Origin of the sequence: Pseudomonas sp. KUIN-1 (assembly GCF_009176725.1) — a bacterium.
Lineage (GTDB): Bacteria > Pseudomonadota > Gammaproteobacteria > Pseudomonadales > Pseudomonadaceae > Aquipseudomonas > Aquipseudomonas fragariae.
This window is the reverse complement of the sequence record NZ_AP020337.1, coordinates 5,194,330-5,214,109: the sequence shown is the minus strand read 5'-3', so window position 1 is coordinate 5,214,109 and position 19,780 is coordinate 5,194,330. Positions and strand designations below refer to the sequence as shown.

24 protein-coding genes and 1 pseudogene are annotated in these 19,780 nt (G+C 59.8%); 15 read left to right on the top strand and 10 right to left on the bottom strand.

The features are described 5' to 3' along the window. Positions 1–10: 10 nt before the first annotated feature. From ribBA to KUIN1_RS23400, 6 genes are all read left to right on the top strand, one after another. Complete coding sequence (gene ribBA / locus KUIN1_RS23425; RefSeq protein WP_003400327.1) at positions 11–1,102, top strand: bifunctional 3,4-dihydroxy-2-butanone-4-phosphate synthase/GTP cyclohydrolase II; 1,092 nt, start codon at positions 11–13, stop codon at positions 1,100–1,102. Positions 1,103–1,231: 129 nt separating this feature from the next. Further along, complete coding sequence (gene ribH, locus KUIN1_RS23420) at positions 1,232–1,708, top strand: 6,7-dimethyl-8-ribityllumazine synthase (protein WP_002555427.1); 477 nt, start codon at positions 1,232–1,234, stop codon at positions 1,706–1,708. Further along, positions 1,705–2,202 (top strand): transcription antitermination factor NusB, encoded by a 498-nt coding sequence (nusB, locus tag KUIN1_RS23415; protein WP_116886969.1) that lies wholly within the window; start codon positions 1,705–1,707, stop codon positions 2,200–2,202. Before ribH ends, nusB begins: the two co-directional genes overlap by 4 nt. A gap of 16 nt (positions 2,203–2,218) precedes the next feature. After that, on the top strand, positions 2,219–3,184 hold the full coding sequence (gene thiL / locus KUIN1_RS23410) for a thiamine-phosphate kinase (RefSeq protein WP_152092317.1): 966 nt from the start codon (positions 2,219–2,221) through the stop codon (positions 3,182–3,184). Positions 3,185–3,317: 133 nt separating this feature from the next. After that, positions 3,318–3,935: a GTP cyclohydrolase II gene (ribA, locus tag KUIN1_RS23405; protein WP_003419520.1), complete on the top strand. Its 618-nt coding sequence runs from the start codon at positions 3,318–3,320 to the stop codon at positions 3,933–3,935. After that, entirely contained in the window at positions 3,932–4,351 is a 420-nt protein-coding gene (locus tag KUIN1_RS23400) for an MFS transporter (protein WP_110393056.1), read from the top strand. Before ribA ends, KUIN1_RS23400 begins: the two co-directional genes overlap by 4 nt. A 41-nt stretch (positions 4,352–4,392) precedes the next feature. Here KUIN1_RS23400 and KUIN1_RS23395 read toward each other — a convergent pair whose 3' ends face one another. The 5 genes from KUIN1_RS23395 to KUIN1_RS23375 all read right to left on the bottom strand — a co-directional run bounded on the left by KUIN1_RS23395 (position 4,393) and on the right by KUIN1_RS23375 (position 7,670). Continuing rightward, the gene (locus KUIN1_RS23395; protein WP_003400315.1) at positions 4,393–4,965 is read right to left on the bottom strand and encodes a HupE/UreJ family protein; all 573 of its coding nucleotides are present in this window, start codon (positions 4,963–4,965) and stop codon (positions 4,393–4,395) included. A gap of 25 nt (positions 4,966–4,990) precedes the next feature. Further along, entirely contained in the window at positions 4,991–5,608 is a 618-nt protein-coding gene (gene ureG, locus KUIN1_RS23390; protein WP_003368915.1) for an urease accessory protein UreG, read from the bottom strand. A gap of 21 nt (positions 5,609–5,629) precedes the next feature. Then, entirely contained in the window at positions 5,630–6,304 is a 675-nt protein-coding gene (locus tag KUIN1_RS23385) for an urease accessory protein UreF (protein ID WP_103713564.1), read from the bottom strand. Continuing rightward, positions 6,301–6,801 carry an urease accessory protein UreE gene (gene ureE, locus KUIN1_RS23380; RefSeq protein ID WP_024640909.1) on the bottom strand — a complete coding sequence of 167 codons (501 nt, stop codon included), beginning with the start codon at positions 6,799–6,801 and terminating at the stop codon, positions 6,301–6,303. Before ureE ends, KUIN1_RS23385 begins: the two co-directional genes overlap by 4 nt. A 236-nt stretch (positions 6,802–7,037) precedes the next feature. Further along, the gene (locus KUIN1_RS23375) at positions 7,038–7,670 is read right to left on the bottom strand and encodes a TetR family transcriptional regulator (protein ID WP_002555418.1); all 633 of its coding nucleotides are present in this window, start codon (positions 7,668–7,670) and stop codon (positions 7,038–7,040) included. A 223-nt stretch (positions 7,671–7,893) separates the two neighbouring features. Here KUIN1_RS23375 and KUIN1_RS23370 point away from each other — a divergent pair, with 223 nt between their 5' ends. After that, positions 7,894–9,960: an AsmA family protein gene (locus tag KUIN1_RS23370; RefSeq protein ID WP_003400310.1), complete on the top strand. Its 2,067-nt coding sequence runs from the start codon at positions 7,894–7,896 to the stop codon at positions 9,958–9,960. Between the two features lie 177 nt (positions 9,961–10,137). Here KUIN1_RS23370 and KUIN1_RS23365 read toward each other — a convergent pair whose 3' ends face one another. Continuing rightward, positions 10,138–10,677 (bottom strand): ferritin-like domain-containing protein, encoded by a 540-nt coding sequence (locus KUIN1_RS23365; RefSeq protein WP_003400308.1) that lies wholly within the window; start codon positions 10,675–10,677, stop codon positions 10,138–10,140. A 210-nt stretch (positions 10,678–10,887) separates the two neighbouring features. Here KUIN1_RS23365 and KUIN1_RS28825 point away from each other — a divergent pair, with 210 nt between their 5' ends. Next, on the top strand, positions 10,888–10,974 hold the full coding sequence (locus KUIN1_RS28825; protein ID WP_441344152.1) for a hypothetical protein: 87 nt from the start codon (positions 10,888–10,890) through the stop codon (positions 10,972–10,974). 209 nt (positions 10,975–11,183) lie between these two features. On the opposite strand, the gene osmE is transcribed toward KUIN1_RS28825, so the two are convergent. Next, entirely contained in the window at positions 11,184–11,522 is a 339-nt protein-coding gene (osmE, locus tag KUIN1_RS23355; RefSeq protein WP_003431761.1) for an osmotically-inducible lipoprotein OsmE, read from the bottom strand. 308 nt (positions 11,523–11,830) lie between these two features. On the opposite strand from osmE, the gene KUIN1_RS23345 reads away from it, so the two are divergent. Further along, positions 11,831–12,064 (top strand): hypothetical protein, encoded by a 234-nt coding sequence (locus KUIN1_RS23345; protein ID WP_003317034.1) that lies wholly within the window; start codon positions 11,831–11,833, stop codon positions 12,062–12,064. Here the strand turns inward: KUIN1_RS23345 and KUIN1_RS23340 are convergent. Next, on the bottom strand, positions 12,061–12,942 hold the full coding sequence (locus tag KUIN1_RS23340) for a DMT family transporter (protein ID WP_011269039.1): 882 nt from the start codon (positions 12,940–12,942) through the stop codon (positions 12,061–12,063). The two genes, KUIN1_RS23345 and KUIN1_RS23340, sit on opposite strands and share 4 nt — an antisense overlap. A 152-nt stretch (positions 12,943–13,094) precedes the next feature. On the opposite strand from KUIN1_RS23340, the gene KUIN1_RS23335 reads away from it, so the two are divergent. Together KUIN1_RS23335 and KUIN1_RS23330 are read left to right on the top strand one after the other, a co-directional pair. Next, positions 13,095–13,385, top strand: a complete 291-nt coding sequence (locus KUIN1_RS23335) for a PsiF family protein (protein ID WP_003368898.1) — start codon at positions 13,095–13,097, stop codon at positions 13,383–13,385. A 188-nt stretch (positions 13,386–13,573) separates the two neighbouring features. After that, complete coding sequence (locus KUIN1_RS23330; protein ID WP_003419507.1) at positions 13,574–14,584, top strand: AI-2E family transporter; 1,011 nt, start codon at positions 13,574–13,576, stop codon at positions 14,582–14,584. A gap of 277 nt (positions 14,585–14,861) precedes the next feature. Here the strand turns inward: KUIN1_RS23330 and KUIN1_RS23325 are convergent, their stop codons facing one another. Further along, complete coding sequence (locus KUIN1_RS23325; protein ID WP_003400303.1) at positions 14,862–16,127, bottom strand: Hsp70 family protein; 1,266 nt, start codon at positions 16,125–16,127, stop codon at positions 14,862–14,864. A gap of 327 nt (positions 16,128–16,454) precedes the next feature. Between KUIN1_RS23325 and cbpA the strand changes: the two genes are divergently transcribed. Further along, entirely contained in the window at positions 16,455–17,399 is a 945-nt protein-coding gene (gene cbpA, locus KUIN1_RS23320; RefSeq protein ID WP_024641205.1) for a curved DNA-binding protein, read from the top strand. Between the two features lie 75 nt (positions 17,400–17,474). Here cbpA and KUIN1_RS23315 read toward each other — a convergent pair whose 3' ends face one another. After that, on the bottom strand, positions 17,475–18,605 hold the full coding sequence (locus KUIN1_RS23315) for a sensor histidine kinase (RefSeq protein WP_024651867.1): 1,131 nt from the start codon (positions 18,603–18,605) through the stop codon (positions 17,475–17,477). Positions 18,606–18,764: 159 nt separating this feature from the next. Here KUIN1_RS23315 and KUIN1_RS23310 point away from each other — a divergent pair, with 159 nt between their 5' ends. The 3 genes and pseudogenes from KUIN1_RS23310 (at position 18,765) to KUIN1_RS28395 (ending at position 19,770) form a co-directional block, all read left to right on the top strand. Next, positions 18,765–19,148 (top strand): thioredoxin family protein, encoded by a 384-nt coding sequence (locus tag KUIN1_RS23310; protein WP_054092625.1) that lies wholly within the window; start codon positions 18,765–18,767, stop codon positions 19,146–19,148. A gap of 13 nt (positions 19,149–19,161) precedes the next feature. Next, a pseudogene (locus tag KUIN1_RS28400) lies at positions 19,162–19,398 on the top strand (thioredoxin); the annotation flags it as partial. A gap of 198 nt (positions 19,399–19,596) precedes the next feature. Further along, entirely contained in the window at positions 19,597–19,770 is a 174-nt protein-coding gene (locus KUIN1_RS28395; RefSeq protein ID WP_308455320.1) for a thioredoxin family protein, read from the top strand. Positions 19,771–19,780 lie beyond the last annotated feature (10 nt).

The window sequence follows — 19,780 nt, the reverse complement described above, 5'->3', positions numbered from 1 at the left end:
GGGGTGCCGCGTGGCGCTCAACAGTATCGAAGAACTGGTCGAAGACATTCGCCAGGGCAAGATGGTCATCCTCATGGATGACGAAGACCGCGAAAACGAAGGCGACCTGATCATGGCCGCCGAATGCGTGAAGCCCGAGCACATCAACTTCATGGCGCGTTTCGCCCGTGGTCTGATCTGCATGCCGATGACTCGCGAGCGCTGCGAAACCCTCAAGCTGCCGCTGATGGCAGCGCGCAACGGTTCGGGTTTCGGCACCAAGTTCACCGTTTCCATCGAAGCCGCCGAAGGCGTGACCACCGGCATCTCGGCAGCCGACCGTGCACGCACGGTGCAGGCCGCCGCTGCCAAGGACGCCAAGGCCGAAGACATCGTCAGCCCTGGGCATATCTTCCCGCTCATGGCTCAGGCGGGCGGCACCCTGGCGCGCGCCGGTCATACCGAAGCGGCCTGCGACCTGGCGCGCATGGCCGGTTTCGAGCCGACGGGCCTGATCTGCGAAGTCATGAACGACGACGGCACCATGTCGCGTCGCGCCGAACTCGAAGCATTTGCCCTGCAACATGACATCAAGATCGGCACCATCGCCGACCTGATTCACTACCGGATGATCCACGAACGTACCGTTCAGCGGATTGCCGAGCAGCCGATGGACAGCGAACTGGGCAGTTTCAACCTGGTGACCTACCGCGATTCGGTCGAGGGCGACGTGCATCTGGCGCTGACCCTGGGCACCATCTGTGCCGAAGAGCCCACGCTGGTTCGCGTGCATAACATGGACCCGCTGCGTGACCTGTTGATGGTCAACCAGCCCGGCCGCTGGAGCCTGCGCGCCGCCATGCGCGCGGTTAACGAGGCGGGCAGCGGTGTGGTGCTGCTGCTCGGTCACCCGCTGGATGGCGATGTCTTGCTGGCTCATATTCGCGAAACCGCCGGTCAGCAACCGATCAAGACGCCGACTACGTACAGCACGGTCGGTGCCGGTTCGCAGATCCTTCGTGACCTTGGCGTGCGCAAAATGCGCCTGATGAGTTCGCCGATGAAGTTCAATGCGATATCCGGTTTCGATCTGGAAGTTGTAGAATACGTGCCCTCCGAATAAATACTGGCAGGTCGGGGCGTGTGAAAGATGGTTTTTCGCAGGTTTTGGCCTGACAGGCATGATTCGTGGCCTAATATCCCTCAAAGTCCGCCCCAAGGCGGGCTTGCTCTTTAATACGAGACTCACCGAATGACCTTGAAGACCATCGAAGGTACCTTCATCGCCCCCCAAGGCCGCTATGCCTTGGTAGTTGGCCGTTTCAACAGCTTCGTCGTGGAAAGCCTGGTTAGCGGTGCCGTTGATGCGCTGGTACGCCATGGTGTGAGCGAAAGCGACATCACCATCATCCGTGCGCCGGGTGCGTTCGAGATTCCACTGGTTGTGCAGAAAGTTGCCCAACGCAGCGAGTTCGCGGCCATCGTCGCACTGGGTGCAGTGATCCGTGGCGGTACTCCGCACTTCGAATACGTGGCAGGCGAGTGCGTCAAGGGCTTGTCCCAGGTGTCCATGGAATTCGGCGTGCCGGTCGCTTTCGGCGTGTTGACCGTCGACTCCATCGAACAGGCCATCGAGCGTTCCGGCACCAAGGCTGGCAACAAGGGCGCTGAAGCTGCCCTGTCCGCCATCGAAATGGTCAGCCTGCTGTCGCAGCTGGAGGCCAAGTGATTTCCGACGATACCGACCAGTTCAACCCGCGCGACGCCAAATCGCCGGAAATCGCCAAGGGCAAGAGCGCCAAACGTCGCGAAGCGCGTCAGATGGCAACTCAGGCCCTGTACCAACGGCACATGGCTGGCCACGCGCTGAACGAAATCGAAGCCCAGTTCCGTGTCGATAATGACTTCAGTAACGTTGACGGCACCTACTTCCGTGAGTTGTTACACGGCGTGGCAACCAACCAGACCGAGATCGACACCGCTCTGAAGCCTTGCCTTGACCTGACCATCGAAGAACTCGATCCGATTGAGCTGGCGATATTGCGCCTGTCCACCTTCGAACTGCTCAAGCGCATCGACGTGCCTTATCGCGTGGTGATCAACGAAAGCATCGAGCTGGCGAAAGTCTACGGCTCCACTGACGGCCACAAGTTCGTCAATGGCGTGCTGGACAAGCTGGCGCCGCGCCTGCGTGAAGTCGAAGTGAAGGCCCACAAGCGCTGATTCGCGCCTGACCTTCATGGGAGAGTTCGAGCTGATCCGCAATTACTTCGCCGCCGCGCCCTGTGCGCAGGCGGGCGAGGAAGTTGCCCTGGGGATCGGCGATGACTGCGCGCTGCTGGCGTTGACGCCCGGCGAGCAGTTGGCGATCTCGACCGACACCCTGGTTGCCGGGGTGCATTTTCCTGATGTCTGCGACCCCTTTCTGCTTGGCCAGCGTGCGCTGGCAGTGTCTGCCAGTGACCTGGCGGCCATGGGCGCCAGGCCTGTCGCGTTCACCCTTGCCCTGACCCTGCCGCAGGTCGATGCCGACTGGCTGCAGACCTTCGCTCGCGGCCTGAACCAGATGGCGCAAGGCTGTTCGCTGCGTCTGATCGGTGGTGATACCACGCGCGGTCCCTTGAGCCTGACCCTGACAGTGTTTGGCGCTGTGCCGGCCGGATCAGCCCTGACCCGCGCGGGTGCCGAGGCGGGTGACCTGCTGTGTGTCGGCGGCACGCTGGGTGATGGCGCAGGTGCATTGCCGCTGGTATTGAAGCAGCGCAGCGCCGAACCCTCGATCGCCGAAGCATTGCTGGCCCGCTACTGGTCGCCCCAACCGCAACTGGCGCTGGGCCAGGCCTTGCGCGGCAGGGCGACGTCGGCGCTGGACATCTCCGACGGGCTGCTGGCCGACTGCGGACACATCGCCCGTGCGTCGGGTGTGCGTCTGGTTGTCGAGCGGGACCGCCTGCCGATGTCCGACCCATTGCTGGCCTTGTTCGATCTGCCCTCAGCCCGACAGGCCGCGCTGAGCGGTGGTGATGATTACATCCTGGCCTTCACCCTGCCTTCCGAACACTTGTCGGCGTTGCTGAAAGAAGGCTGGCCGGTGCATGTCATTGGCCGGGTAGAGCAGGGGCAAGGCGTCGTGCTTGTCGACGACACCGGGCAAGACGTCACACCCGACACGCGTGGCTACCAGCATTTTGGCGGTGAGCAGTGAGCGGATGAGCACTTCTATCTATCGAACTTTATGATCTAAATGCCCGAGAATTCACCCTGAGCGTCTGCAGGAACCTGCTGTTACAATGCAAATCTTGCGAATTTCCAGTCTTCATACTGATCAGGAGCACACGGTGCCCGTCGTCTTTGTCGCCGCTTCCAAACTGCCCACTCCCTTTGCAGAGTTTGCCATGCACGGCTTTATCGAGTCGGCAACTGGCCGTGAACATGTCGTCCTGAGTCTGGGCGATGTGGCGGACGGTGAGCCGGTTCTGGGTCGCGTACATTCCGAATGCCTGACCGGCGACGCCCTGTTCAGTCAGCGTTGCGATTGCGGCTCTCAACTGGAGGCTGCCCTGCGCGCCATCGCCACCGAAGGGCGGGGCGTACTGTTGTATTTGCGCCAGGAAGGGCGCGGTATCGGTCTGATGAACAAGATCCGCGCTTACGAGTTGCAGGATGGCGGTGCCGATACGGTTGAAGCCAACGAGCGTCTGGGCTTTGCTGCCGATCAGCGTGACTACGCGATCTGCCTGCCGATGCTTCAGCATCTGGGCGTGCAGTCGCTACGGCTTATGACCAACAACCCGCGCAAGGTCAAAGCCTTGACCGAGATGGGCATCAGGGTCGCTGAGCGCGTGCCTCTGCACACCGGGCAAAACCCGCACAACCGCCTTTATCTGGCGACCAAGGCGGGCAAGCTGGGGCACATGATGGGTAACGAACATCAAAGCGAGGTCGGTCCCGCGTGACACGCAGCGAGGTTCGTCAAAAGCTGGAGATGCAATGGTGGCGTCAACTGGGCCTGACCCTGGCGCCATTGCTTGTGGTCTGTGTCTTTTTCGGTGCCAGCGAGCCGCTCATTCCGGTGTTGGCGCTCCCGCTGTTCATCGCCGGGATAGGCTCGATGTTCGTCAGCCTGAAACCCTTCGGCGCGTACAAGCGCGCGTTGGCCGTCACCCAGGCTGCACTCGATACCCCCGAGGAGCCGGCAGCATGGCTGAAACTCGCTGCCATCCGCCGCCTGGCCTTTCTGGCCGCCGGGTTGCCTGCCTGGATCGCCGCCATCGCGGTGCTGTTCGGTCTGCATCCGTTGCCGGTCTGCCTGCTGGCGTTTGCCAGCGCAGTGCTGCTCTACCTGTACCGCATTCCTGCGCCTTCGCGCTGATCATCCGCAACTGAAGCGGACACGATCAGCGCGAAGCTCGATCAGGCTGCCAGCAACCACACACCCGCTGCCGCAGAGGCCGCACCGGCGATACGCACCAGCGGTGCGGCCGCTTGAGGCAACACGCGAACCACCGCATAACCCAGCGCATGCAAGGCCGCAGTTGCTGCAACGAAACCTGCTGCGTAGGCCCATGGGCTGGACATTTCCGGCAGTTCAAGGCCATGCGCCACGCCGTGGAACAAGGCGAACAGGGCTGTTGCGGCTACCGCCAGCGCCAGCGGCGGACGTACTGCCAATGCCACGGCCAGGCCCAGAGCCAGTACCGATGCGGCAATGCCGCTTTCCAGCGCTGGCAGGTTCAGACCTTCAAAGCCCAGCATGCCGCCGACCAGCATGGTGCCGACGAAGGTGCACGGCAGCGCCCAGCGTGCCGAACCTTGTTGCTGCGCAGCCCACAAGCCGACGGCAAGCATTGCCAGCAAATGATCCAGCCCGCCGATCGGGTGGCTGATACCGGCGATCAGGCCGTTATCGCCATGACCGGGGTGAGCCAGCGCCAGAGTAGGGACCAGCAACAGCGCGAGGGCGCCAAGGGCTTTTTTGTAATTCATCGACGGGTTCCTTTTGGTTGTGAATTCAGGCGGCCGCAGTCAGCAGGCCCTGGCGCTCAATGAAGGCAATGATCTGTTCCAGACCCTGACCGGTTTTCTGATTGCTGAACACGAACGGCTTTTCGCCACGCATCCTGCGCGTGTCGCTGTCCATCATCTCCAGTGACGCGCCCACCAAAGGGGCGAGGTCGATCTTGTTGATCACCAGCAGGTCGGACTTGCAGATGCCCGGACCGCCCTTGCGCGGCAGCTTGTCGCCGGCCGACACGTCGATCACATAGATGGTCAGGTCGGAAAGCTCCGGGCTGAAGGTCGCGGAAAGGTTGTCGCCACCGGACTCGACGATGATCAGGTCCAGGCCTTCGAAGCGGCGATTGAGTTGGTCGACCGCTTCCAGGTTGATCGAAGCATCCTCACGAATGGCGGTATGCGGGCAGCCGCCGGTTTCAACGCCGATGATGCGCTCTGGTGCCAGTGCCTCGTTACGCACCAGAAAGTCAGCGTCTTCGCGGGTATAGATATCGTTGGTCACGACGGCCAGGTTATAGCGGTCGCGCAATGCCAGGCACAGCGCCAGGGTCAGCGCCGTCTTGCCGGATCCGACCGGGCCACCGATTCCGACACGCAGAGGTTGGCTGTTCATTGAGTTCTCCATAAGGGCTGATCAGGACCGGAATAACCGGCTGTATTGACGTTCATGCGCCATGCTCGCCAGGGACAGGCCGAAGGCTGCGCTGCCGGCATGGCCGGGTTCTTGTGCGCTGGCACTGACCTGCGCCTGCTGCAATAAAGGCAACAGTTCGCTGGTCAGGCGCTGGGCGGCTTGCTGGCCCAGCGGCAGGGTTTTCATCAGCACGGCCAGCTGGTTTTCAAGCCAGCTCCATAGCCAGGCGGCCAGCGCATCCTGCGGGCTGATCTGCCAGGCGCGTGCGGCCAGCGCCCAGCCAAGGGCCAGGTGCGGCTCGGCAGTCTGCTGCAGAAAATGCCGTGCATCACGATCCAGTTCAGGCAGGCCATCGAGCAACTGCTTCAAGGAATACCCCATTTGCCGGCTTTCCAGATGCAGCTCGCGAGTCTCGCGGCTGGCGCGATGCTGCTCGCTGACTTGCAGCAACTGGCCCCAGTCACCGGCTGCTGCGGCTTCGCAATGAGCCAGCAGCAGCGGGGCCTCGAAACGCGCGAGGTTGAGCAGCAGTTGATCGCCGATCCAGCGGCCCGCTGTCTGCGGGTCCACCACAATGGATTGCTCCACTGCCATTTCCAGCCCTTGCGAATAGCTGTAGCCACCGATAGGCAACTGCGGACTGGCCAGGCGCAACAGCGCCCAGGCGCTGTTCACTTGCGCACGCCGAACTGGTGCATGCGCGGCGGATAGTTGAAATCCTCCTCGCCTGCGCGCGAGTGATGATGCCCGCCGCCGTAGGCGCCATGTTCCGGTTGGAACGGCGCTTCGATGGTTTCGACAGTGGCGCCCAGTTGGTCGAGCATCGCCTTGAGCACGTAATCGTCGAGCAGGCGCAGCCAGCCGTCGCCGACTTGCAGGGCCACGTGACGATTGCCAAGGTGATAAGCCGCGCGGGTCAGTTCGAAGGTGCTGCTGCACGTGACATGCATGAGTTTTTCAGGACGTGCGCAGACACGCACGACACGGCCGTCCTTGGCCTGCAGAAACTCGCCATCGCGCAGGGGCGACTGGCCGCGTTGCAGAAACAGGCCAACGTCTTCGTTTTCCGCACTGAAGCAGCGCAGTCGACTTTTGCTGCGTGCCTCGAAATTCAAATGCAGCTCGGCGGCCCATTCGGCCTGAGGTTCGATTCGGTCGTGAATCACCAGCATCAGATAGCTTCCAGCCAATTGCGATGCTTCAAATCAGAGCAAGGGGCTTGCCAACAGTGCAGCTTATAGGGAAAAGGCTGACAGAGGCAGGTGATGCGAGCATTGGCGGGCTTATCAGTGATCTTTTATGGTGCGCAATCAAGTTCGTGCTTTAAGTTGGTGCGTAGTGTGGTGGTCAAGATAACGTTAATAATGAGACGGTTAACGCCGCAGGACGGAGTACAGCGTGCTGACGCTCAATCATGACTGCCCAGCCCCCGCCAGTGCCGTGCGCCGATGAAGATGAAGCGCAGTTGCTGGGTGATCTTCGCCTGAGGGGTCAGGTGCGGGGCGAGTGAGGCGGGGGGCGGGTCGATCAGTTCCGGCAGCATCGCAAACACGCTTTTCACCACCAGATCGGCGATGATCGATAGTGCATCGGCATTCAGATGCTGCCATTTGGGCATCTTTGCCAGATCGGCCGTAAGGTCGGCGCTGATGCCTTCGCGCAGTGCTCCGAGCGCCTGGCGCACCTTCAAGGAGCCGCCGTATTGTTCGCGCGCCAGAAACAGGAACTGCGAGCGGTTGGCCGCCACGCGTTCGAGGAATATCTTCACCGACGCACGAATCAGCCCGCCCATGGCGAATTCGTTGTGGCGCACCAGCCGGATGGTCTCGCGAAAGGTCTGGCCGACCTCGCTGACCAGCGCCAACCCCAACTGGTCCATATCTTCAAAGTGCCGGTAGAAACCGGTCGGTACGATACCTGCCGTGCGCGCCACTTCGCGCAGGCTCAGGCTGCCAAAGCCGCGCCCGCTCTCCATCAGTTGATGGGCAGCATCGAGCAGGGCTCTTCGGGTCTGTTGTTTCTGTTCGGCGCGGGGCAGCATGGCTCAAACGATTCTTGGATTAGGCTGGGATGCACTTTAGCAAATGCGCTTTACCTGCGTCGAAAGGGTTTTCAGTCAGGCTCCTTGACCAGTAATAGTGCATGAGTGCTGGCCTTCGATGCATTTTCGTATTCAAATCAAACCCTCGGCGCGTTTGTCAGTCGAATATTCATGTCGTATTCAGCGCGCCAGGGTCGGGGCGCTGTTTTCTGGAGAGTCACGCATGACGCGCAGCCGCAAGATTTTCGCCTGGACAGGTGCCACGTTGCTGGTGGTGCTGGCTATATTGGTCATTGTGATTGTCACTTTCGACTGGAACCGCATCAAACCCACCCTCAACGCGAAAGTCAGCGAAGCGCTGCATCGTCCGTTCGCCATCAATGGTGATCTGGATGTGCGCTGGACGCGTGAGCCCGAACTCGGTGGCTGGCGCGCCTGGGTGCCGTCGCCGCACTTTGTCGCCGACGACCTGAGCCTGGGTAACCCCGAGTGGTCGAAGACCCCGCAGATGGTGACCCTCAAGCACGTCGAATTTCGTCTCTCGCTGCTGCCGCTGCTGGCGCAGCAAGTGGTTATCCCGCGCATCGACCTGACCGGCCCCGAGGCCCGGCTGGAGCGCCTGGCCGATGGTCGCGCCAACTGGGTGTTCGATCTGCCCAAGTCCGACCCGAATGCCGAGCCCTCCAAATGGGTGATGGACATCGGTGCGATCAAGTTCGACAAGGGGCTGGTGAGCTTCAACGACCAGAAACTCAACGCCAATCTGGACGTCGTGATCGACCTGCTCGGCAAGCCGGTCCCGTTCAGTGAAATCGTCGGCAGCAAGGAAGCGCAAAAGGCTCAGGAAAAGGGCGCAGTGCCGCAGGACTACGCATTCGGTCTGGCGGTCACCGGCCAGTACCACGGTCAGAAACTGAGCGGCACCGGCAAGGTGGGCGGTCTGCTCGCGCTCAAGGACGCCAGTCAGCCGTTTCCGGTACAGGCTGACGTGAAAGTCGGTGACACCCATGCGGTGATCGCCGGGACCCTGACCGACCCACAAAACCTGGGCGCGCTGGATCTACGCCTCAAGCTTTCCGGCGCGAGCCTGAGCAATCTGTACCCGCTGACGGGTGTGACCCTGCCGGATTCTCCGGCGTACTCCACCGATGGCCGCCTGATCGCCAAACTGCATGATCCGGCCGGCGCCAGCTTCCGTTACGAAGGCTTCAACGGCAAGATCGGCAACAGCGATATCCATGGTGATCTGGGCTTCGTCGCCAGTCAGCCCCGGCCCAAGCTGAGTGGCGTGCTGGTCTCCAACCAATTGCTGTTCAGTGACCTCGCGCCGCTGATCGGTGCGGACTCCAATGCCGCGCAGAAAAAGCGTGGTGGCGAGAGCAAACAGCCTTCGGGCAAGGTTCTGCCGGTAGAAGAGTTTCAGACTGATCGCTGGCGGGCGATGGACGCCGACGTGGAGTTCACCGGCAAGCGCATCGTGCAGAGCCCGGACCTGCCGTTCACCGACCTCTACACCCATCTGGTTCTCGACGATGGTCAGCTGAGCCTCGAGCCGCTGCGTTTTGGTGTGGCAGGCGGCAAGCTGGACGCGGATATTCGCCTGAACGGGCAAAACAAACCGATGCAGGGCCGGGCAAAACTGTCGGCGCGTAATTTCAAGCTCAAGCAGCTGTTCCCGACCTTCGAACCGATGAAAACCAGCTTCGGTGAGCTGAACGGCGATGCCGACATCAGTGGGCGCGGCAACTCGGTCGCAGCCTTGCTGGGGACTGCCAACGGCGAAATGAAGATGCTGGTGAACGACGGCGCGATCAGTCGTGGCCTGATGGAAATTGCCGGGCTCAACGTGGGCAATTACGTGGTCGGCAAGCTGTTCGGCGACAAGGACGTGAAGATCAATTGCGCGGCCTCGGACTTCGGCATCAAGGACGGGCTGGCGACCAGTCGGCTGTTTGTCTTCGATACCGAGAACGCCATTATCTACATCAACGGCACCGCGAATCTGAAGACCGAGCAACTGGACCTGCAGATCAACCCTGAGTCCAAGGGCTTCCGCGTGTTCTCGCTGCGTTCGCCGCTGTACGTCAACGGCCCGTTCGCCAGGCCCAACGCAGGCGTGCAGTCCGGCCCGTTATTGCTGCGCGGAGCCGGCATGGTCCTGCTCGGTGCAACCGTAGGTCCTGTTGCCGGTTTGCTGGCGCTGGTCGCCACTGGTGACAGCGAGCCCAATCAGTGTGGCCCGCTGCTGGAGCAGATGCGCACCGGCAAGGCGCCGAAGACGGTGAAGTAACCCTCCATCTCTCGTGCCAGCGCTCCGCGTTGGCGCGCACGTGGCTGGACGCAGAGCGTTCAGACATGCATTCCCATGCTGGAGCATGCAGAACGATGTTCACGCATCTGGCTTGAGACAATATCTCCCACAAAAAAGCCAGGACACAGGTCCTGGCTTTTCATTTGCTGCCGCGCGTTACAGATCGTTCAGAATGTCTGCCATGTCATCGGCGTGCTCTTCTTCCTGAGCAAGGATTTCTTCGAAGATGCGGCGGGTCGTCGGATCGTTGTCGCCGAGGTATTGAATGATTTCGCGGTAGCTGTCGACGGCGATGCGCTCGGCAACCAGATCTTCGTAGACCATTTCCTTCAGCGTGTTGCCAGCCACGTACTGCGCGTGGGAGTTTTTCGACAGCGTGTCCGGGTTGAACTCCGGCTCGCCGCCCAGTTGCACGATACGCTCGGCCAGTTTGTCAGCGTGCTGCGCTTCCTGTTCTGCGTGCTCCAGAAACTCGGCTGCCGCGACGCTCGCTTTGAGGCCCGACGCCATGTAGTAGTGGCGCTTGTAGCGCAGCACACAGACCAGCTCGGTAGCCAGCGATTCATTGAGCAGGCGCAGGACCGTTTCGCGGTCAGCGCTGTAGCCTTGAGTCACAGCACCATCCTCAACGTTCTGGCGTGCGCGCTGGCGCAGAGTATTTACATCGGAAAGCTGTGATTGCGGTGCAGAATTCATCATTTATCTCCAGGACTCATCAGGTTTTGCTGTCTCGCTCTGTGTATTGCCCGGCAGGATCAGCAAGGGTTGTGAGTGCTGGAGAAGGGAAAAAGTTTTATCGGATTTTCGCAGGTGCGCAAGGTTGTGACTGAATGTAAAAATATAAGAAACGAGTGCTGAGCCTCGCGGTCCCAACCTTGAGACCCAAATAAATCGTGGAGATACACAATGCTCAAGTTCCTGGGAAGCACCGTTGGCATCATCTTTCTGATCGGCCTGGTCGTGGTTATCGCCCTGTTCAAGCTGGTTTTCTAGGCTCTGTACGAAAAGTCGGCGAGCGAAGGTCAGGCGAGGCAAAAACAGGCGAGGAAGCGGAGTCTACGTGTTGTAAATGAGCATTCCGAGCCTGTTTTTAACGAAGCATCACCGAGCGCAGCCACTTTTCGTACAGATCCTAAAAAAGCATTCAACAAAAAGCCCGAGGCATTCATGCCTCGGGCTTTTTGTTTGTGCCTGCGTTTTGATTACATCGCTTTTTCGTTCTTCTCGCGTTGTTCGCAAGTCATGAAACCTTTGTTGGTCACACGCCCGTCGCTGTTGAAGCTGACGTGGTAAACCTGTTTGTGGCCGTCCTTGTTCATGACGTAGTTGTTGCAAGTGCCCGGGTTGACCTTGCGCTCGATGGTGCTCGACGGTTCACCGCCGATGGTCAGGACCTGCTGGCGCGTCATGCCGTTCTCGACCTGCTTGACCAGCGGCTCGTTGCGATAAGTGACGTAGTCCACCGGGTTCTGCACGGTTGTGTTGCTGCAGCCAGCCATCGTCGCCAATACAAAGGTCGCCGCGAAGAGTTTTTTGTACATCGTTGTTGCTCCACATGTCAGAGCCGGTTTTGGCCCGGTATGCCTTGGAGCCGGGAGGGGTCCAAGAGTTCGAAAAAAAGATGGCGATGAGGCAGTACCTTGCATCCACCCTGATGCCGCTGCTGAACGCCCGAACGCCATGACGCTCGGGCATGAAAAGCGCTTTGAATATTCCTCGCACGTTCCCCAAAGGCCGAGGTCAATCTGATGGCATGGTTGAGCGTTTTGCTCAGCCTTGGGCTCGGTCATCGGTTGTCGGACCGTAGTTCGTTAATCAGCCGCTCCTCTGTGACGGCCAGGAAGATGCGATGAGCGATAAAGAACTGTATGAGATCGAGTACACCCTGCTCGGCGAGCACCACGTAGACATTATCGAGAATCTGGACGTGCCTATCATTGAAGTGGTGCACGAACTGGCGCTCAAGCATCACGTAGAACTGGACGAGCTTCCAATGGGTGAAGCCGGCCTGCCGCTTGCCGCCGGCATCACCGACGTGTCGATTCACAGCCTGGAGGGCAGCGAAGGCAGCGCGACTGTCTAATCCGCACCTGACCGCAGCGGCGTCGTCCAGCGTTCCGCGAGGATGACGCCGCACAGGGTCAGCGCTCCGCCGAACAGGTGATAGAGCGCCAGTTGCTCGCCCAGTGTCGCCGCGGCAATCAAGGCCGTGGCGATGGGCATCAGGTTGAAGAACAGTGTTGTGCGGCTGGGACCCAGGCGCATGATCGAGGTCATCCACAACCACGGCGCGAGCATCGACGTTGGAATCGCTGCATACAGCACCATCGGGAGGTTGCTCGCATTCAGGCCGGTTTTCGCCGACAGCATGAACGGCGGCAGCAAAACCATAATCGCCAGCAGGATCTGTACGTAAAGCAGCTGCAGGGGCGGCAGGCGCAACTGCCACTTCTTCAGCAGCGTGCTATAGACCGCATACGACGCGGCGGCCACCAGCACCATCGCATCGCCCCGATTGACACCCTGCTCGATCAGACCGGCCGGATTGCCCGCCGAGACCACAACCAGCACCCCCGTGAATGACAGCACTGCCCCCAGCAGCGCGCCCGAGGTCAGGCGAGTGCCGAGGCAGGCTATCGACAGCCCCAGCGCCATCATCGGCACCATCGACTGAATGATCCCCATGTTGGTGGCCGTCGTCAGGCTGGCCGCGAAGTACGCCAGGCTCTGATACAGCGCTGTGCCAAGCACGGCCAGAATGAAGATCTTGCCCAGTACCGGTTTGATCGCCGCGCGGTTCGCCCACACCGGCCCGAGCATGAACGGCGTGAACAGCAAGCCTGCCAGCGCCCAGCGATAAAAGCCTATTTCAGCCGGAAAGATCACCCCGGCAGACGCCTTGGTGACAGCTGTGTTGATCGCCCAGATAAGGACGGTAATCAGCGGGAAAGCGTATTGCATGAGGGGATCATCGTTAAAGCGAGGCGTAATTATCCGCCTGTTTGTCGAGAATGCCAGCGGCGATGTCCGGTGTCCCGTCACAGAGCGCAGACGCTGACTACACTGACTCTCAGCCTGTGCCGCCCGGTGCAGTGGATCTGGAGAGTGGATCGATGAACAAGCTCGGTATTCCTGTGTTGCTCGTAGGCTTGATGTTGTCTGCCCAGGGTTTCGCTGCGACCGCGCAGCAGAACAAAATGACCACCTGCAATGCCGACGCCAGCGCGAAGTCGCTGAAGGGCGATGAGCGCAAGACGTTCATGAGCACTTGCCTGAAAGCGGCACCGCCGCCGGCGGCCACCCAGCAGGAGAAGATGAAAACCTGCAACGCGACTGCCAGCACTCAGGCGCTCAAGGGTGACGCGCGCAAGAGTTTCATGAGCGATTGTCTCAAGAAGAAATAATTTTTCAGCCGGCCTCCTTGCTGCAGGTAACCGGCGCGGGTGCAGTAAACACTGCACTTTCGCGCCGTTCTCGAGCCGATCATCGGGCAGATGGTTGCGGCTTGTTTTTTAGCGCTTTCGGATCACTGGTTCTGGACTGCGAAGGCTGGCAGACTGCCCACCTTCCTTGTGTTGCCCGTTGAGGGTCTATGCCAACGTTTTCTGCGCGTCAGGTGTTAATAGCCAGCTGGATTCTTGTATTTGGCGGTCTGTTATTGGTGTTGCCATTCAAGTTATTGCCCAGCCTGCTGGCCGGACTGTTGGTGTTCGAGCTGGTCAACATGTTGACCCCCAAGCTGCAACGTCTGATCTCCGGCGAACGGGCGCGCTGGCTGGCTGTCGCGCTGCTTGGCACGCTGGTGGTCAGCCTGCTGACGCTGATTTTTGCCGGGGCCATCAGTTTTGTGCTGCATGAAGCCGAAAACCCCGGAGCCTCGCTCGACAAGTTCATGACCCTGGTCGATCGCGCGCGTGGTCAGTTGCCACCGTTCATCGATGCCTATCTGCCTGCCAGCGCCGCGGAGTTTCAGGTTTCGCTCGGGCAGTGGCTGCAGAAACACGTCGGCGAGTTGCAATTGATCGGCAAGGGCGCGGCGCACATGTTCGTCACCATGCTGATCGGCATGGTGCTGGGCGCGATCATTGCCTTGCAGCGTATCTCCGATGTGCATGCGCGCAAGCCGCTGGCAGCCGCGCTGTTCGATCGGCTGTACCTGGTCAGCCGGGCGTTTCGCAACATCGTTTTCGCCCAGATCAAGATTTCCCTGCTCAACACCGCGTTTACGTCGGTATTTCTGGCCGTCGTGCTGCCGCTGTGCGGGATTCACCTGCCGCTGACCAAGACCCTGATCATCATGACCTTCCTGCTCGGCCTGTTGCCGGTGGTGGGTAACCTGATGTCCAACACCCTGATCTTCATCGTCGGCATGTCCATCTCGATCTGGGTCGCACTGGCTGCGCTGGGCTACCTGATCGTGATCCACAAGGTCGAGTACTTCCTCAATGCGCGCATCGTGGGCGGGCAGATCAATGCCAAGTCGTGGGAGTTGCTGCTGGCGATGCTGCTGTTCGAAGCCGCATTCGGCCTGCCGGGTGTGGTCGCAGGGCCGATTTACTATGCGTACCTGAAGAGCGAGTTGCAGAAGGAAGGGTTGGTCTAGGGCGCTTGCGTAGATAGGCGTCCGAAAGAACGCCTATCGTGCCAGTTCACCGTGTTGGCATGCAGTTCTGGACGCTCTACGTCTGCGGTGCTGCAGAGCATCCACATGGCTCGAAACACTCCCGCCCGTGGGAGTGAGCTTGCTCACGAAGAGGCCCGTGCAGCCGCTGGACATCCATTGATCAGGTAATCCGTCTTCGCGAGCAAGCTCGCTCCCACAAGATCAGCGATCTGTGACGCGGAGCATCACGAAGGGCATTCCCACGATAGGCACATGACTAGCCGTAACGCTTCTTCGCTTCGATGGCCAGGCCGCTGCCGATGCTGCCGAAGATGTTGCCTTCGACGTGGCGTGCGTTGGGCAGCATGTCCGAGACGCTGTTGCGCAGGGCCGGGATGCCGCTTGAACCGCCGGTGAAGAACACCGTGCTGACCTGTTCGACACTCACTCCCGCATCGTTCAGCAAGTTCGTCACGCTGTTGCGCACGCGCTCAAGCTGGGCGTCGATCGCTGCTTCGAACATCACCCGGCTCAGGTCCACGCTCAGTCCGGCTTCCACTCGATCCATGAGCAGGTGACGGCTGTCGGCGTGGGTCAGCTGGATCTTGGTTTCTTCCACTTCCATGGCCAGCCAGTGCCCGGCGCGCTGTTCGATCAGTTTGAACAGGCGATCGATGCCGCCGGTGTCTTCGATGTCGTAGCGCATGCTGCCCAGGGCCAGTTGCGACTTTTGCGAGTACACGGCGTTGATGGTGTGCCAGGTCGCCAGGTTCATATGGTGGCTGGTCGGCATGTACGCACCGCTTTTCATGCGGCTGCCATAACCGAACAGCGGCATCACGCCTTGCAGGCTCAACTGCTTGTCGAAGTCGGTCCCGCCGATGTGCACGCCACCGGTGGCGAGGATGTCCTGCTGGCGATCATCGTGCTGGCGTCGCTCGGGCGACAGACGCACCAGCGAAAAGTCCGAGGTACCGCCGCCAATGTCGACGATCAGCACCAGTTCTTCGTCCTGGATGGTGGACTCGTAATCGAAGGCCGCCGCGATGGGCTCGAACTGGAAGGACACGTCCTTGAAGCCGATCTTGCGCGCCACTTCAGCCAGCGTGTCTTCGGCTTCCTGATCGGCCTGTGCGTCGTCATCGACAAAATGCACCGGACGGCCCAGCACGACCTGCTCGAATTCGCGGCCGGCCGTTTGCTCCGCGCGCTTTTTCAGCTCGCCGATAAACAGGGCCAGCAAATCCTTGAACGGCATCGCTGTGCCCAGCACGCTGGTGTCATGCTTGATCAGCTTGGAGCCCAGCAGGCTTTTGAGCGAGCGCATCAGGCGGCCTTCATAGCCTTCCAGATACTCGTGCAGCGCCAGGCGGCCATACACCGGGCGGCGCTCTTCCATATTGAAGAACACCACCGAAGGCAGGGTAATCTTGTCGTCCTCCAGCGCGATCAACGATTCCATGCCGGGTCGTTGCCAGCCGACAGTGGAGTTGGACGTGCCGAAATCGATACCGCAGGCACGGGCCGGGGATTGGTCATTCATGTCTTTTACGTTCCAGTCAAAAAACGGCCGCGCAGTTTATGTCAGCGCGGGCAAATTGCGTAGCGCGACACGTCGCTTATATTTACCTGGCTGTATTTGCGGCCAAGGCTTGAACTGAGGCCCGTTACCCCCAATCTTGTAGAAATTCTCGGTAGACCCTGTTGTCGGACACTATGTTGTCGAGCTATCGACCCGCCGGCAAAGGCGGCTGGTCTATCTGTATATTTTTCGACGTTAGGTAATCCAGATGCCTCGTGACAGAGGGAGCTGGGCGCGTGACGCCAGCGTATCTGGCTTTGCCGGATAATTCGGATGGGTGATCGTTACATGGATTTCAAAGACTACTACAAGATACTTGCCGTGGAGCCGACTGCGGACGACAAGGCGATCAAGACCGCCTATCGCAAACTCGCGCGCAAGTATCACCCGGACGTCAGCAAGGAGGCAGGCGCCGAAGACAAGTTCAAGGAAGCTTCCGAAGCCTATGAGGTACTCAGCAGCCCTGAAAAGCGCGCCGAGTATGATGAGCTGCGCAAATACGGTCGTCAGGGCCGCCCGTTCCAGACTCCGCCGGGCTGGCAAAGCCGCGCAGGCGCCGGGGCAGGCGGGTTCGAGGAAACGGCAGACTTCTCGGAGTTTTTCAGCTCCATTTTCGGTGGCCGGCCGCAGCAGGGCGGGCGTACCCGCAACCCGGGGCGTACCGGGCAGGACGTGGAGATGGAACTGGCGGTGTTTCTCGAAGAAACCCTGTCGGGGGAATCCAAGCAGGTCAGCTTCAAGGTGCCGCAGCACAGCCCCAACGGGCAGCGCATGAGTGATATCACCAAGACCCTGAACGTGAAGATTCCCGCGGGCGTCGTCGATGGCGAGCGTATTCGCCTCAAGGGGCAGGGCGCGCCGGGCGTAGGCGGTGGTGCCAATGGCGATTTGTACCTGATCATTCGCCTGGCCCCGCACCCGCTGTTCGAGGTCGAAGGCCATGATCTGGTCATCACCGTGCCGCTGGCTCCCTGGGAAGCCGTGCTGGGCACCAAGGTCGCCGTGCCGACGCTGACCAGCAGGCTCAACCTGACCATCCGCCCGGACAGTCAGAACGGTCAGCGTCTGCGGATCAAGGGTAACGGCTTGATGAACAAGAGTGGCGAACGCGGCGATCTTTATGCGCAGTTGAAAATCGTCGTGCCCAAGCACACCGACGAGGCTACGCGGGCGCTCTGGCAGAAACTGGCCGACAGTTCTTCGTTCGATCCCCGTGCGCAGTGGAAGGGTTGAGCGGAGCAGTCTTGCGACTCGGTCTTTTCTGCCTGGGCTGATGCGGCACCCGTATCAGCAGGCAGTCAGCCCCGGTCAGTTTTTCGGCAGCACCACATTGAAGGTCGTGCCCTCACCAATGGTCGAGGTCACAGTGATGCTGCCGCCGTGGGCGTTGACCACTTCCTTGACGATGAACAGGCCCAGGCCCAGGCTGGTCGACGTGCCGCGTGTTTCGCTGTTTTCCTCGGTGCTGCGCACCAGCGGATCGAAAATCGTCCCGATAGCGTCTTCGGCAATCGGTTTGCCTTCGTTGTGTACCACCAATATCACGGCTTTCTCGGCGCCCGTGACTGTCACCGTTATCTCGTGACTGGCCGCACCATGCTGCAGGGCATTGCCGATCAGGTTTTGCAGCATCTGGCTGATCCGCCCGGCGTCCCAGTGGCCCTTGGTGTTGCCTTCTACGTTCAGCACCGGAGCAGAGTCCGGTCGCCCTGCACAGGCTTCTTCGATCGCCTCGCGGCAGGCGCTGGCCAGGTCCATGTATTTGCGTTCCACCGGCAGCCCGGCGCCCAGACGACTGCGTACGAACTCCAGCAGATCGCTGACCATCGAGCCCATATGGCGGGTGCTGGTCTGGATACGTGAAACATAGGACTGGGTTTTTTCGTCCAGCGTTATTTTGCGTGCCAGCAACTCGGTGGACATGCTGACGGCCTGCAGCGGTGCGCGCAGATCGTGACCGAGAATGGCAAGAAAGATATCCCGTGAGCGGCCAACCCGTTCCGCATAGGCCGCGGTGGATTCGGCAAGCGCCTCGTCGATGGCTTCGTTGAAGCGAATCACGTCCTGAAAATCAGCCAGTTGCGGCGCTGCCAGGCTTTCTACCCAGAGGCGGATGACGCTGGCGCGCAGATGGCGAAACTCCGAAGTCATCTGCACCAGATCAAAACCGACCTCATGGCGCAACTCGCCATGGCTGCTGGCTGCTTCATCCAGGCTTGGCGTCTTGTTCAGCTCTTCGCCTCTGGCCTTGGCAATCTCCTCGCTTTTGCTCTGCGCGGTCTTCATGTCCCGTGCGGCGGCGAGCAAAATCGACCTGGCATGATCCCGCAGCTCGGCCTTGGTCATCGTTTCTGCCGCCGGTTTCAGGGTTCTGGCGAAGTCTTCCCATTCATCGACGATGCGATCCACATGAATAACGATGAATTCGGAAAGGCGCATGGCCGGTTACCTTTGGAGGAGCGTGACGAAAGATGGCGCATATTATCGCCTTTACAGAGCACGACAAACAGAGTGTTTACTGTCATTTCTGTCAGTAGACGCTGATTTCTATGGGGCCTATGTTCATTCGGCAGGTTAATTGAAATGGAGGCCCTGAGCATGAGTGTCATGACAGTTACTGATTCGACCTTTCAGAAGGATGTCATTGAGGCGAGCAACCAAAGGCTTGTGGTGGTGGAATTCTCGACGAAAGGGAAGGTAAGCAAGCGAGGCGAGGAAAACGCCAGCGCCAGAATGGATACCATTTTTAACGCGCTGGAAGAGAAATATGCCGGAAAGGTCAGCTTGGTCAGGGTCGAAATCAAACTGGATTCGGATCTCAATGACTCTTCGAACCCGGTGACTTCGACTCAATATCAGATAAATCATGGTCCGACGATGGTTTTCTTCAAGGCTGGCGCAAGAGCAAGGGAAGACCTTGTCGGCCAGCAAACCAAAGAACGGATGACGCAAATCCTGGATGAATTGCTACCCGCTTCGTAATGGGAGAATGACCATGTCGAACACAGAACTCACAGCTTTTGTCGAAGAGCGTGTAACGCGTGCCCAGCAGACACTGGCCGATGGAAAAGTCAGCAAGCTCGACGACGTAGCGACAGGAAAACTGAGCGTTTTTCTCCCATTGCAGCGAGCATTGCAGGGCACCGGCACCCCCCAGGATCTGGGGGTACTGGACGCTATCAACGATACGCTGCAGTCGCTGAAAATATTGGAATCTAAAGAAACACTTCTGAATTACCAGAACAAAGCGGCCCGGGCCCGGGTCGTTAAGAACGATGCGGACTTCAGTTCCCAATGGACTGCAATCAGCCCGTTGGTGGTGTTGGAATTCAGCAACCCCGGCGTTAATGACCACGGTGAAGCGAACAACAGTACACGGACTGGGGCAATTCTCGATGAGCTAGCGCCTGAGTTTGCCGGGAGGGTCGTCATGCTTCGTGTGCCTGTGGACACTAGCCCAGCGACCGCCCAAAACTACAATGTCACCGTTACACCAACCGTCATCTTTTTCAAGAGCGGTAAAAAGATTGAGGAAACCGCTGATTTTCATCTGAAGTCCTGGTTCAGAGCCAAACTCAACGAGTTGCTTAGCCTCAAAGAATAAACCGAGCAAT

What these genes read in the sequence shown, in the direction of transcription:
- ribH (WP_002555427.1), top strand. Translation starts at nt 1,232, where the DNA reads ATGACCTTGAAGACCATCGAAGGTACCTTCATCGCCCCCCAAGGCCGC.
- thiL (WP_152092317.1), top strand. Translation starts at nt 2,219, where the DNA reads ATGGGAGAGTTCGAGCTGATCCGCAATTACTTCGCCGCCGCGCCCTGT.
- KUIN1_RS23395 (WP_003400315.1), bottom strand. Translation starts at nt 4,965, where the DNA reads ATGAATTACAAAAAAGCCCTTGGCGCCCTCGCGCTGTTGCTGGTCCCT.
- ureG (WP_003368915.1), bottom strand. Translation starts at nt 5,608, where the DNA reads ATGAACAGCCAACCTCTGCGTGTCGGAATCGGTGGCCCGGTCGGATCC.
- ureE (WP_024640909.1), bottom strand. Translation starts at nt 6,801, where the DNA reads ATGCTGGTGATTCACGACCGAATCGAACCTCAGGCCGAATGGGCCGCC.
- KUIN1_RS23375 (WP_002555418.1), bottom strand. Translation starts at nt 7,670, where the DNA reads ATGCTGCCCCGCGCCGAACAGAAACAACAGACCCGAAGAGCCCTGCTC.
- KUIN1_RS23370 (WP_003400310.1), top strand. Translation starts at nt 7,894, where the DNA reads ATGACGCGCAGCCGCAAGATTTTCGCCTGGACAGGTGCCACGTTGCTG.
- KUIN1_RS23365 (WP_003400308.1), bottom strand. Translation starts at nt 10,677, where the DNA reads ATGAATTCTGCACCGCAATCACAGCTTTCCGATGTAAATACTCTGCGC.
- KUIN1_RS28825 (WP_441344152.1), top strand. Translation starts at nt 10,888, where the DNA reads ATGCTCAAGTTCCTGGGAAGCACCGTTGGCATCATCTTTCTGATCGGC.
- osmE (WP_003431761.1), bottom strand. Translation starts at nt 11,522, where the DNA reads ATGTACAAAAAACTCTTCGCGGCGACCTTTGTATTGGCGACGATGGCT.
- KUIN1_RS23345 (WP_003317034.1), top strand. Translation starts at nt 11,831, where the DNA reads ATGAGCGATAAAGAACTGTATGAGATCGAGTACACCCTGCTCGGCGAG.
- KUIN1_RS23340 (WP_011269039.1), bottom strand. Translation starts at nt 12,942, where the DNA reads ATGCAATACGCTTTCCCGCTGATTACCGTCCTTATCTGGGCGATCAAC.
- KUIN1_RS23335 (WP_003368898.1), top strand. Translation starts at nt 13,095, where the DNA reads ATGAACAAGCTCGGTATTCCTGTGTTGCTCGTAGGCTTGATGTTGTCT.
- KUIN1_RS23330 (WP_003419507.1), top strand. Translation starts at nt 13,574, where the DNA reads ATGCCAACGTTTTCTGCGCGTCAGGTGTTAATAGCCAGCTGGATTCTT.
- KUIN1_RS23325 (WP_003400303.1), bottom strand. Translation starts at nt 16,127, where the DNA reads ATGAATGACCAATCCCCGGCCCGTGCCTGCGGTATCGATTTCGGCACG.
- cbpA (WP_024641205.1), top strand. Translation starts at nt 16,455, where the DNA reads ATGGATTTCAAAGACTACTACAAGATACTTGCCGTGGAGCCGACTGCG.
- KUIN1_RS23315 (WP_024651867.1), bottom strand. Translation starts at nt 18,605, where the DNA reads ATGCGCCTTTCCGAATTCATCGTTATTCATGTGGATCGCATCGTCGAT.
- KUIN1_RS23310 (WP_054092625.1), top strand. Translation starts at nt 18,765, where the DNA reads ATGAGTGTCATGACAGTTACTGATTCGACCTTTCAGAAGGATGTCATT.
- KUIN1_RS28395 (WP_308455320.1), top strand. Translation starts at nt 19,597, where the DNA reads ATGCTTCGTGTGCCTGTGGACACTAGCCCAGCGACCGCCCAAAACTAC.